This is a genomic window from Pseudomonas sp. (genome assembly GCF_050739995.1).
Classification (GTDB): Bacteria; Pseudomonadota; Gammaproteobacteria; order Pseudomonadales; family Pseudomonadaceae; genus Aquipseudomonas.
This window is the reverse complement of sequence record NZ_JBOICG010000662.1, coordinates 1-12226: the sequence shown is the minus strand read 5'-3', so window position 1 is coordinate 12226 and position 12226 is coordinate 1. Positions and strand designations below refer to the sequence as shown.

General features: G+C 61.0%; 11 protein-coding genes and 1 pseudogene. 2 read left to right on the top strand and 10 right to left on the bottom strand.

Going from position 1 to position 12226, the window contains the following annotated elements:
• The 7 genes and pseudogenes from ACRESD_RS22395 to ACRESD_RS22365 all read right to left on the bottom strand — a co-directional run.
• A pseudogene (locus ACRESD_RS22395) lies at window positions 1-227 on the bottom strand (beta-xylosidase); the annotation flags it as partial.
• Between the two features lie 43 nt (window positions 228-270).
• Complete coding sequence (locus tag ACRESD_RS22390; RefSeq protein WP_431752905.1) at window positions 271-1461, bottom strand: glycosyltransferase; 1191 nt, start codon at window positions 1459-1461, stop codon at window positions 271-273.
• Window positions 1461-3452: a GumC family protein gene (locus ACRESD_RS22385; protein WP_431752904.1), complete on the bottom strand. Its 1992-nt coding sequence runs from the start codon at window positions 3450-3452 to the stop codon at window positions 1461-1463. The genes ACRESD_RS22390 and ACRESD_RS22385 overlap by 1 nt, the downstream gene beginning before the upstream one ends.
• Before the next feature lie 14 nt (window positions 3453-3466).
• Window positions 3467-4243, bottom strand: a complete 777-nt coding sequence (locus ACRESD_RS22380) for a polysaccharide biosynthesis/export family protein (RefSeq protein ID WP_431752903.1) — start codon at window positions 4241-4243, stop codon at window positions 3467-3469.
• Between the two features lie 28 nt (window positions 4244-4271).
• Window positions 4272-5183 carry a glycosyltransferase family 2 protein gene (locus ACRESD_RS22375; protein ID WP_431752902.1) on the bottom strand — a complete coding sequence of 304 codons (912 nt, stop codon included), beginning with the start codon at window positions 5181-5183 and terminating at the stop codon, window positions 4272-4274.
• Window position 5184: 1 nt separating this feature from the next.
• Window positions 5185-6645, bottom strand: coding sequence for a mannose-1-phosphate guanylyltransferase/mannose-6-phosphate isomerase (locus ACRESD_RS22370; RefSeq protein WP_431752901.1), 1461 nt, complete (start codon window positions 6643-6645; stop codon window positions 5185-5187).
• Window positions 6645-8084: an undecaprenyl-phosphate glucose phosphotransferase gene (locus tag ACRESD_RS22365; protein WP_431752900.1), complete on the bottom strand. Its 1440-nt coding sequence runs from the start codon at window positions 8082-8084 to the stop codon at window positions 6645-6647. The genes ACRESD_RS22370 and ACRESD_RS22365 overlap by 1 nt, the downstream gene beginning before the upstream one ends.
• Before the next feature lie 493 nt (window positions 8085-8577).
• On the opposite strand from ACRESD_RS22365, the gene ACRESD_RS22360 reads away from it, so the two are divergent.
• Window positions 8578-9207, top strand: coding sequence for a LysE family translocator (locus tag ACRESD_RS22360; protein ID WP_431752899.1), 630 nt, complete (start codon window positions 8578-8580; stop codon window positions 9205-9207).
• Between the two features lie 9 nt (window positions 9208-9216).
• Here ACRESD_RS22360 and inhA read toward each other — a convergent pair whose 3' ends face one another.
• A complete protein-coding gene (inhA, locus tag ACRESD_RS22355; protein ID WP_431752898.1) occupies window positions 9217-9897 on the bottom strand; it encodes an isonitrile hydratase in 681 nt (226 codons plus the stop codon).
• A gap of 90 nt (window positions 9898-9987) precedes the next feature.
• Here inhA and ACRESD_RS22350 point away from each other — a divergent pair, with 90 nt between their 5' ends.
• The gene (locus ACRESD_RS22350) at window positions 9988-10956 is read left to right on the top strand and encodes a GlxA family transcriptional regulator (RefSeq protein ID WP_431752897.1); all 969 of its coding nucleotides are present in this window, start codon (window positions 9988-9990) and stop codon (window positions 10954-10956) included.
• On the opposite strand, the gene ACRESD_RS22345 is transcribed toward ACRESD_RS22350, so the two are convergent.
• Both ACRESD_RS22345 and ACRESD_RS22340 read right to left on the bottom strand, forming a co-directional pair.
• A complete protein-coding gene (locus ACRESD_RS22345) occupies window positions 10926-11852 on the bottom strand; it encodes an alpha/beta fold hydrolase (protein ID WP_431752896.1) in 927 nt (308 codons plus the stop codon). The two genes, ACRESD_RS22350 and ACRESD_RS22345, sit on opposite strands and share 31 nt — an antisense overlap.
• Before the next feature lie 158 nt (window positions 11853-12010).
• Window positions 12011-12226: glycoside hydrolase family 15 protein (locus ACRESD_RS22340; protein WP_431752895.1), on the bottom strand; the 216-nt coding region annotated here is incomplete at its 5' end.

Sequence of the window (12226 nt, the reverse complement as noted above, 5' to 3'; positions counted from 1 at the left end):
ACGTTGTACTGGTTCTCGGCGGTTTCCAGTTGGTCCCAGTGCAGGTCCAGGCGCACCCACTCCAGGCCCAGGGCCTTGAGGCGGTCGATCTGCTTCTGATAACGCTCGGGGCTGAACCACAGGAACTGCGCGTTCACCCCCAGGAAGTCCTTCCATACCACCACCTTGTTGCCCTTGAGCACATGGCTCTCGGCATCGGCCTGACGTCCCCACATAAAGGCCGCCATGCCGAGGGCGGCGACCACGACCAGGGTCGCGAACCACGTCCTTTTACGCGCCATAACTGCCTCCTGCAATGGCTTGTTCAAAGAGTTGCTTGAACTTCTGCGCGGTCAACGGCCATAGGCGTTCGCGGCCGATTTCCCCGGCGCGCTCGGCCCAGTCCCTGGCCAAGGTCGGCCTATGTGCGAGGCGCAGCAGTTGATCGCTCAGCGCAGACACATCGCCCTGAGGGTAGATCGCACCATTGCCGCTGGCGACCTCTTCGGCAAACGCGCGCGCATCTGATGTAATCGCCCCGCGCCCGCACGCTGCAGCCCAGGACAATGCGCCACTGGTGCCACGCTGGCGCCCCAGCAGGCCGAGTTTTTTCGATTCACGATACGGCAGCACCATGACATGGTGAGCCTGAATCGTCTGGGCAATCTCGCTGGCCGGCAGGTTCAGCCGCCAGTCGATGGAACCCGCCAGGCCGAGGTCGGCGATCTGGCTGTTCAACTGTTCCAGGTAATTACCGCCTGCGCCGAACGCCATTTCGGCGGCAGTGCCACCGGCCAGGGTCAGGCGCACACGGTCACGCAATTGGGGGGCTTGCTTGAAGACGGCGGCCAGGGCCTGCAACAGGTCTTCAATACCTTTGCCACGGTAGATAAAACCGAAATACAGCAGGTGCAAGGTGTCCAGCGACGGCAATGCTGCCGGCGCAATTGCCAGGTTGGCATGGTTGATCACGGCCACTTTGCCGACGGGCAGGCGCATGCGTTCGCTCAGGCAGTCGGCACCCAGGCGGGTGAGGGTGACCAGCCGGGTCAGGTCATGGGCGACCTGGCGCTCTTCGCGCAAGGTCAGCGGATCGGCAAGTACCACTGCCGCCTGGGGCAGTGGGCTGGGCAAACGCTCCAACAGGTTCAGTGGGAAGGGCAGGTGCTCCCGGCGCCAGACGATACGCTCCGGGTCATGCACGGTCGCGGTCAGTGGTAGCTTGGGGAACACCTTGCGCAATTCGCGCAAGGCCAGGAACTCCCCCAGTCGCCCACCGCCCAGCTCGGCGTGGACCAGGTCCACACCTTGCCAATCGAACGCAGCGATGGCTTGCTTGATGGCCGCGCTGTTGCCTGCCACGCCGCTCAACGGTGTCACCACCGTCACCCCCAGTTGCTCCAAGGCCGTCTTGAAATGGTTCGCGTAGTCGGCGATCCCGTTCTTTTCTGGCGGCAATGGGGCAAGCAGGGCGATGCGCATCAGAACGCCCCCCGGTATTTGGCGATGTTCTGCAGCACCTTGGCCGGCACTTCGAACTTACGCCGGTTGATGATGATGCCGTCCACTTTGCCAAACGCCGTGTTGAGGATCGACAAGGCATGTTCCACCACCGGCACCGTGCTCTTTTGCGCTTCCACCACCAGCGCGATCAGGTCGGCGCGGCGCAGTGTGACGAACGCATCGCGGTTATCCAGCAGCGCCGATGCATCCAGCAGCACCAGTTCACCCGGCGCCGCCGGTCCCGCACCGCCGACCCGCACGCTAATGCCGTTCTCCTGTAGCAATTGGCGCAATTGCTCGACCACAAAGGTCACGCCTTCACCGTGGCGCGCCGAGGTCAAGCCCAGGGTCATGCCCTGTTCGGCAATACGGTCCAGTTGCAGCAAACCGTACAGGCGGTAAATGCTTGCATTGAACGCGTTGGTGCTCTGGGCGGTACTGGTGTCCAGCTCCGGCAGGGTGGTCCACAGTGGTAAGCCGAACTTGCGCTCCACCAGACCGCCGTCGTGAATGCGCTGGTCCAGCAAGTAGCACAGGTAGATCACCAGAAGGCCGACGACGATGGCAAACGGGATCGCCAACACCAGCATCACCAGGGTTTTCGGGAAGACGCGACCCGGGTTCAGGGTGGCTTCTTCGATCACCGCAATGTTGCTGATCTGGCTGTTATCCAGTTCACGGTCGATGCGCGACTTTTCCAGGTTGTCCACATACAGCGCGTAGTTGCGCTCGGTGGCGCTCAACTCACGGGAAAGGCGCGCCAGCTCCGGTTCAATCTCCAGGGCTTGCTTGCGTTGGGCTTCGAGGTTGACCAACTGCTTCTGTTGCTGCACCAACTGAGTACGCAACGCAAGGTTGTTGCTCGACTCATCCAGCAGCACGCGCTGCAAGTGGATCTCCAGGGTGTTCGGCGCACGGTTTTCCGAGCTTTGCACCGTGTTGCTTTCACTGGCGACCTGAGCCTGCATCGCACGGATCGACGCGTCCAACGCTTTGACCGGCGGCGCGTTGTCGGTGTAGGTGCGCATCATGTCGGCCTTTTCCAGCAGCTTCTGGTTAAGCAGGCGACGCAAGTCCTGTTGCTGCGGGTTCAGGGCGATCTGGCGAACCGTGGTCACTTCCTTGGGCTGGCTCTTGAGCTGGTTGCGGGTGCTCTCGAGGGCGCTGTCGGAAGAGGCGATCAGGCGGGTGGTATTGAAGGTCTCGCCGCGCAGCACATTGATACGCTCGGACAAGTCCTCCAGGCGGTCGGTGATGCTCGCCGCGCCGATCTCGTTGAGGTGGGTGAGGATCTGTTGTTTATAGCTATTGATCTCAGTAGCGCTGGTGTTCACCTGGCCTTCATAGAACGCGTAGAGGCTCTTGCGGCCCAGGGCCTGGGTGCGTTCGCTGATATAGGTCTCGACCCAATTCTTGACCACAGCCTGGGCCACTTCCGGGTCACTCCAACGGAAGCTGATATCCATCACCGTGGAACCCGCTGCGTGGCTCACCTCGAAGTTTTTCTCAAGGCTGGCGGCCAGGCGTTCCACCGGGGTGGTTTTTTCGAGGATACCGACGGTTTCCAGCACCACGCGCACGCCGTCGAACACAGCACCGATGCCGTTTTTGACGTAGTACTTGGTGCGCTTCCAGAAGCCTTCCGGCGGCGGCGCATTTTCAATCACTTCCAGGTAGTGCTCGGCCACCGAGCGCACGATCGGGCGACCGGTGAGCAAGCGCTCCTCGTCGACAATCGGGTCGCGTTGGGTGCTGGGCATAACCAGCGCCTGGCGGTTGCTGATCTCAATCGGCAAGGTGGAATCGCGCCCCGGCTTGACCAACAGGCGCGCGGTGGATTCGTACTTGGCCGGCAGCAGGAAGGCTCCCAGCAACATGATCACCAGGGCCGCGACGGCCGCCAGTTTGAATTCATGCCGGAAGATGAAGAACAGGCGTAAAAGATCACGAAAAGAACGGATCTCGATCATGGGATGTCGCTCCTTTAGTTACTGCCGCCGCTGGTTTTGGTGTAGTTGTAGCCAACCCCAATGGATTTGGTGAACGGAATCAATTGGTTCAAGTAGGTATCCACCCCTTGGATGCGCTCGCCCACGTTGGATTTGGGCACGAACACCACATCACCCCGTTGCAAGTGCACTTGTTTGCGCCCGTTGGGCCCGGTCTTGAGGTACTGGCTGAAGTCCAGGAAGTAAGCGTGGTAGGCGCCCTGGGCATCTTCGCGCAGCAGTGCGACCATGCTTGCGTTGCCCGATGGGTTGACCCCACCGGCACCGACAATCGCCTGCTCCAGGGTGTTGGCCGTGCCAATCGGCACCGCCGTCGGGTTATTCACCGCGCCACCGACGATCACCGAGTTACCCGGTGCCTGGTTGATGTTCACCGTCACCCGTGGCTCGCGATACACCGGCGCGAGCTTGTTGCTCAGCTCCGTGGCCAGTTCCGATGGTTGGCGTCCGGCGACCTGGATCGGTCCCAGGAACGGGTAATTGATCTTGCCGTCGGTCTGCACCGTGTACAGCGTTAGCTCATAGATGGTGCTGACGTTGAACGCCGACAGCGTCGGCATTTCCCCGGCATCCCGCACGATGCGCAACTGGTCGCCGACGCGGATGCGTTCCACGGCGGGTGGCAGTTGGGCCAATTGGTCGAGGGCGCGCTTGCCGTCCTCAACCGTCTTGTTGTCCGGTGGGACGATGCGTGCAGGCGTATTGCAGGCGGCCAAGGCCATCATGGCCAGGACGAGCAAGGTTCGTTTCATCAAGGGGGACTTCCTGTGGGTCATGTGCTCACCTCCAATAACCGGGGAACATGCTGATGCGCCGCTTGAGGGCGATGGGGAGCCGACGTTCCAGATGGCCCAGCCGGTAGCCGAGCAACTTGAACGCGCTGCGCACCAGAACTTCGGGTACGCGGTGCAATGCACCGGCTGCGCGCAATGCCGCCAGCTCAGCCAGTACATAGCGTTTACCTTCACCGCCGGCATCGCCGAATGCCTGGCGAATCCACGGCTCGCGGCCGTAGAACACGCCGATGTCGAAGTAGCGGTGGAACTCATCCAGGAGCCGGTAATCGTGGGAGTGATACACCCGCGCGGAGGCGGCGTAGCGCACGTTGTAGCCGTCGAGCAGCATGCGCGCGGCCACGTAGGCGTCTTCGCTGCCGATCACGTCGACGGGGAAGCCGCCGACGGCCTGCAATGCGCTGCGTCGGTACACTGAAAACGAGTCGGAACTGAAGCAGGTCTTGATCCCCAGCTCCGCTGCATCGGCCAGGCTTTTGCTACGGCTCTGGTCCGGGTAATTGAAATGCCGCGATTGCGCGCCCAACACCCCGGCGTCGGGGTGCGGCAGTTGCCGGCCGTAAGCCACGCCGTTGAGCGGGTCTTCCTGCAGTTCGTGCAACAGGTTGGCGAAGGTCTCGGGGTCGGCCGGGATCGCGTCCTGGGTCATCATGATCAGCGCGTCCCCATCCACTTGCTCACTGGCCCAACGCCGTGTGCCGCCATGGTTGAAGTCCCGTGCGTCGATCACCTCGACTCGCGCGCCGAATTCGCGAAAGCGCGCCACGGTGTCGTCGCTGGAGGCGCTATCGACCACCAGCATCTCGTCCGGTTGCACAGTCTGCATCTTCAGCGCAGGCAGCAGCCGCGCGAGGTGGCTGGAGGCGTTGCGGGTCGGGATGATCAGCGCGGTGCGCATATTATTTCTTCACTTCTGCAGGGGCGCGCCCATAGATGTCGTCGAAACGCACGATGTCGTCTTCGCCCAGGTACTCGCCGCTCTGCACTTCGATCATCACCAGATCGATGATGCCGGGGTTGGTCAAGCGGTGTTTGTGCCCGGCCGGAATATAGGTGGACTCGTTGGCGTTGATCAGGAATTCACGGTCGCCGTTGGTGATTTGTGCCGCGCCGCTGACCACCACCCAGTGTTCGCTGCGGTGGTGATGCATTTGCAACGACAGCGAAGCTTGTGGCTTGACGACGATGCGCTTGATCTTGAATCGGCTGCTTTCTTCCAGCACGGTGTAGGTGCCCCAAGGCCGCGTGACCGTGCGGTGCAGGCTGAACGCCGGATGGTTCTGACGCTTGAGTTCGGCGACGATGTAGCGCACATCCTGGCTGCGATTGGCATCGGCAATCAGCAGGGCGTCGGGGGTGTCGACGATGATCAGGTCTTTTACGCCTACGGCACCGAGCACGCGCTTGGGCGAGTCGATGTAGCAGTTGTGCACGTCATGCAGGATTGCTTCACCGTTGACTTGGTTGCCATGGGCGTCGCTGGGAGTGAGTTGGCGCAGGGCTTCCCAGGAACCGATATCGCTCCAGCCGATGTCGCAGGGCACCACCGCCACCTGTTTGGACTTTTCCATCAGCGCCACGTCGATGGAGATATCCGGCGCGGTGCCGAACGCATCCGGGTCCAGTTCACGCTGGCGTGACGTCTTGTTCTGCAGGTGTTGGCTGTGTTCCAACGCCGCTTTTGCAGCCGCCAACACGTCAGGTGCATGGACGGCCAGTTCGTCCACCAAGGTGCTGGCCTTGAAGCAGAACATGCCGGCGTTCCACAGGTGCTTGCCGCCGTCGAGGTAGCCTTGGGCGGTGGCCAGGTCGGGTTTTTCGACAAAGCGTTTGACCCGGTTGCCGGTGCTCAGGGCTTCACCTTTTTCGATGTAGCCAAAGCCGGTTTCCGGGTGGTCGGGCTGGATGCCGAAGGTCACCAGGTAGCCAGCTTCGGCCAGGTCGCGGGCCTGGGTCACGGCTTCGGCGAACGCGACTTCATTCAAGATCAAATGGTCGGCGGGCATCACCAGTAACTGGGCGGCGTCGCCGAAATGCTCCTGCACGTGCAACGCAGCAACGGCGATGGCGGCGGCGGTGTTACGGCCGAACGGTTCCAGCAGCAGGTCCAGGGGCAGGTGGGCCTTGTTCACCCCACGGTAGTCATCCAGGGTGCGGAACAGCAGGTCGCGGTTGGTCACCGTCAGGACACTTTCCACGCCGGGCAGTTTGGCTGCGCGCTGGAAGGTCTTTTGCAGCAGGCTCTGGCCATCGCGCATGCGCATGAAGGGCTTGGGCATGTTCTGCCGGGACACTGGCCACAGCCGTGTGCCCGAACCACCGGAAATAATGCAGGGAATTAATCCGTTGAGGGTATTCATCAATAGACTTCCTTGGTGGAAAGGACGGCAGGGACCGTCATGAAAACGATGTACAGGTCAAACCACACGGACCACTTGGAGATGTACTCCAGGTCGTACTCGACACGTTTCTGGATTTTGAACAGGGTGTCAGTCTCACCCCGGTAGCCGTTGATCTGCGCCCAACCGGTAATGCCCGGCTTGACCCGATGCCGCGAACTGTATTCGCTCACCGCCACTTCAAACGGAATGCCTGCCGCTTTCGTCGCCGTGGCATGGGGACGCGGGCCGACCATGGACATATTGCCCTGCAGTACGTTGAACAACTGCGGCAGCTCATCGATGCTGGTCTTGCGGATGATGCGGCCCACGCGTGTGATGCGCGGGTCTTTGCGGGTGGTTTGTTGTTCAGCGGTGAAGTCGCTCTGGTCGGTGAACATCGAGCGGAACTTGAACACGCGGATCTCGTTGTCGTTGTAGCCGTAGCGGTTCTGGCGAAACAGCACCGGGCCCTTGGAGTCGAGCTTGATCGCAAGAGCCGTGATAAGCATCACCGGGGACAGCACTACCAATGTCAGGCTGGCCAGCAGCAAATCCTCACAGCGCTTGATGAAGGGTGACCAACCGCGCAACGGCAATTGCGAGGTATTGAACATCAGGATTCCGCCCACGTCGGTGATGCGACTGTGGCCATAGCGCAGGGCGGCCATGTCGGGCACCAGCATCACGTTCACCGACATCTGCCGCAGACGATTGACCAGCCCGTGGATACGTTGCTCGGCGGCCCAGGGCAGACAGATCATCACTTGGTTGACCTGCTCGGCGCGGATCAGTTTTTCCAGGTCTCGGGTGTTGCCCAGCAAGGGCAGGTTGCTGAGTTCCTTGGGAATACGCTCGGTACGGTCGTCGATGAAGCCGATCAGGCCGGAGCGGATATCACCGTTGCGTTGCAGGTGGTCGGCCACGTGTACGGCGGTGTCGGTGAACCCCAGGATCACCGTGCGTTGCAAGTATTTGCCCTTGCGCATCAGGTTGCGATACAGGCGCAGCATCCCCAGGCGTTCCACGCAGAACAAACCCAGGCTGGCGATGTACCAGACCGCCAGGTTGCGCGGGGTCAACTGCGGGAAGAACTGCAGGATCTGGTACATGAACAGCAAGATGCAGAACGCCGCGGACCACGCCACGATACTGGTGCGCAGGCGCAGGCGATTGCTGAAAAGATCTTCCGAATAAATGCCCAAGGCCTGAAACAGAATGATGGTCAGGATCGCGAAAAACAGCAGCAGGCCAAGGAAGTGGGCGCGCAGTTCAGGGGCCATCGGGTCGAGGAAAAGCACCAGGATCAGCGGCGGCAAGATCGCAGTCAGTCCGTGGACCAATTTGACAAAAACAACAAAAAACTCAATGAAACCGGCACGTGTCAAAAACAGGCTATCGACTGACGACTTCTCTCGCATACAGACATCCCTCATTGCACTCCAGACTCTTTGGCTCGGTGGTTTGATTGCTTATCAGGGGCAAATCGAACGACGGCTACTCTGGGTAAAACGCAACTATTTCATCCACGTGAAGCCATCCAAATGAAGGAAGTTTGTAGGGGCAGTGGCTAAAGGATGTGTCCTTTGAGTGGATTAGTCAATAACTTGACTTTTTCTCGGAAGCGGCATTCCAGACACTTTAATTTGTCTTGTGTGTGTCATTTTGTTGACATTCCTTGTTCGGACACTCGGTGGCGGGGTGTGGTTCTGAGTGTAGGAACAAATGTGAGAATTTTCCTGTGCGGATGGAAAACCTTTTTATAAAGGTGGTAGGAAGAAGGGACAGCAGGGGGAGGGCGCACTGAATGTCCTGCCGGTGTTGCTGAGGGTGATGAATGTATCCAGCACAATTTTTTGTGGGCACACGCTCAGCCGATTAATCTGAGGGCTTTCCTGGCTGGAAGGCGCGAGCATGATCGACTTGGCAACCCTGGCGGTTTTTTCAGGCGCTGTTTTGCTGTTGCTGTTATCCCCGGGGCCGAACATGGCTTTTGTGATCAGTCATGGTGTGAGTTATGGCTGGCGTGGTGGTCTGGCTTCGACCCTGGGGATTTGCGTAGCGGATGTGCTGCTGACGGTATTGACCGCCACCGGCTTGACTGCGTTGGTCGCCAGTTGGCCGCCTTCGTTCGATCTGATTCGCTACGCCGGGGTGGTCTACTTGTTGTGGCTGGCCTATAAGACGCTGCAGAAAAATTCCGGTCTGGATATGGCCCAGGTCCGTCGTGTGCGTCTGGGGCAAGTGTTCCTGCAGGCCATGTTCAACAGTCTGCTCAATCCCAAGGCACTGCTGTTTTTCATGGTATTCCTGCCCCAGTTCGTCAGGCCCGAGGCAGGGTCCATCGCCCTGCAGCTGTTGGTGTTGGGGGGCGTCCTGACCCTGATCGCCAGTGTGTTTCATGCCTTGCTGGGTTTTTTCGGCGGTGCGCTCAGCCGTTTTTTTGCCGGCCGCGCCCAGAGCGCCAGGCTCCAAAAGTGGGGCCTGGCGACGGTATTGATGCTATTGGCTGCGCGGTTGGCAGTGATGTCACGCCCAGCCTGAGGCTGCGTGTCAGCCCAACCGCGCTGCCGCCCGGGCGACAATTTCACCGCGTACCCGACGCGACTCCGTCGTGCGTTTTTGGGCCTCTTCCAGCACATGCCTGGGCGCGGTGTCCGGGCTGCCCGCGTCGAACGGTGGCGCTGGCGCGTATTCAATCTGCAATTGCACCAGCTGTGCGGCAGCCTCGCTGTACAGCTCGGCGGCCAGGGTCAGGGCAAAGTCGATCCCGGCCGTGATGCCGCCCCCGGTGAACAAGTTGCCGTCACGCACCACACGCGCCTGCACCGGGATAGCGCCGAGCGGGGCGAGCAGATGGTGATACGCCCAGTGGGTGGTGGCCTTGCGACCGCGCAGCAGGCCTGCCGCGCCGAGCACCAGCGAACCGGTGCACACCGACGTCACATAGCGCGCCGTGAGTGCCTGGGCGTTGAGGAAGTCCAGGGTTTGCGGGTCTTCCATCAAGGCACCCACGCCGGCGCCACCGGGTACGCAGATCACGTCCAGGCGCGGGCAGTCGGCATAGGTCATGGTCGGCGTGAACACCATGCCGGTACTGGAGGTGATCGGCGCAAGGTCTTTCCACACCAGGTGCAGTTGCACATCCGGCAGCGAGCCCAGCACGTCGTAGGGGCCGGTCAAGTCCAACTGCTGGATGCCAGGGAACAACAGAAAGCCGATCTGCAAGGTCATGTATGAAGCTCCGAAAGAGGGGTGGACGGCTCCACTCTAGAGGCCTAGGCTTTGGCGTATTCGCCATTGAGCCCACAGATCACGCCAATCATGACTCGGATCGTTCACATCCTCGCTTTCGATAACGCCCAAGTGCTCGACGTGACCGGGCCGTTGCAAGTGTTTGCCTCCACCAACGACCTGGCTCGCCAGCGCGGCTTGCCGTTGCCCTATGCGGTGTCGGTGATCGCTGCCCAGGCAGCGCCGGTGATGACCTCCGCCGGCCTGGCGCTGCTGGCCGAGCCGCTGCCGTCTGCCGACACGCCCGGCGACACCCTGGTGATCGCCGGGGGCTGGGGCGTTTACGGGGCTGCTGAAGATCCGGCGCTGGTCGACTGGGTGCGAGAAAAAAAACGGTACACCCGGCGCATGGCCTCGGTGTGTACCGGCGCTTTCTTGCTGGCCGCCAGCGGCGTGCTCGACGGCTGCCGCGTTGCCACCCACTGGACCCGCTGCGAAGAGCTGGCGCGCAAGTTTCCGTCGCTGACGGTGGAGCCCAATCCGATTTTCATCCAGCAGGGTTGCGTGTGGACCTCTGCGGGCGTCACAGCCGGCATCGACCTGTGCCTGGCCCTGGTGGAAGAAGATCTGGGCCGAGCCGTCGCCCTGGAAGTGGCGCGGCACTTGGTGGTGTTCCTCAAGCGCCCGGGCGGGCAATCGCAGTTCAGTGCGGCGTTGTCTCTGCAAAAAGGCGACAGCCGCTTTGCCGAATTGCACACCTGGATCACGGAAAACCTGAGCCTGGACCTCAACCTCTCAACCCTGGCTGCCAAGGCCTGTATGAGCGAGCGCAGTTTTGTCCGCCACTACCGCGCCGAGACTGGGCAAACCCCGGCGCGGGCGGTTGAACTGCTCCGCGTGGAAGCTGCCCGCCGGCAATTGGCCGACAGCACCACATCCATCAAGCGCATCGCCGTGCAATGCGGGTTTGGCTGTGAAGAAACCCTGCGTCGCAGCTTCTTGCGGGCGCTGTCGGTGACGCCCCAGGCTTACCGCGAACGTTTTTCGCCGGTGTCATGAGCGAGCAATTCCAGCAGGGCGTCCAGGGTCGCTTGCGGTGCTTCCTGTGGAATGTTGTGGCCCACCCCGGGCAAGACTTCGCGTCGGTAAAAACCGCTGAAATGTTCCACATCGTCATCTTCCACCGGGGCTGGCCCCACACCATCATCGGCGCCGCAGAGTGAAATACTCGGCACCGAAATCGGCGGCTGCAGGGCGAGGGCCTGCTCGATGGATTCCAGCGCCGGATCGCCAGGGGCGTACATGAAACGGTGACGGTAGGAATGAATCACCACGTCGACAAAGTCCGGGTTATCAAACGATGGCGCGGTGTTGCTGTAGAGGCTCGGCCCTTTGGCCCAGGTCGGCGACCATAACTTCCACAGCAGTTCGCAGAGCGCGCGGCGATTGGCCGTCAGGCCATCCACACCACGTTGGGTGTGAAAATAGAACTGGTACCACAACCGATGCTCCGTCTCAGGCGCACGGGGTTTGAGCGACTGGGCGATATCCTGGATGTTGTAGCCATCGCCCGTTACCAATCCGCGTACCCGTTCGGGCCACAGCGCCGCGACAATACACGCCGCCCGTCCGCCCCAGTCATAACCTGCCAGCGTTGCGCGCGGAATAGACAACGCATCCATGAAGTCCAGCAGATCCTTGGCCAGCGCCGCCTGCTGCCCGGAGCGCATCACCTGATCGTTGATAAACCGCGTTGGGCCATAACCACGCAGGTATGGCACCAGCACCCGGTAGCCATGTTCGGCCAGGACCGGTGCGATTTCATCGTAGCCGCGAGGGTCGTAGGGGAAGCCGTGCAGCAGGATCACCGGCTCACCCTCAACGGGGCCGTGGGCTTCGTATGCCACGTTGAGCATGGGTGTGCGAATAGAAAACAGCGAGTTGCTGGTAGACATCGTGGGCTCCGATGAGTTGGCCGAAGATCCTCAGACTCTATACGAATCCAAATGTGGGAGCGGGCTTGCCCGCGAAGACGGCGGCACAGACGACATTGAAATTGACTGACCCACCGCCATCGTAGCCTCGCTAAAGCTCGACAACTCCCACATTGGGTTCAGGGTTGCCAGACGGTTTTCTCTCCACTCAACTTACGGTCCAAAAACGTCGCCGCACTGATCAGCGCCAAATGGCTCAACGCCTGCGGCGTATTCCCCAAATGCCGGGCCTGGCTGTCAAACTCCTCGGCATACAAGCCCAGCGGGTTGGCATACCGCAGCAATTGTTCGAACTCCAAGTGGGCTTTTTCCACCTGCCCCGCGCGGGCCAGGCA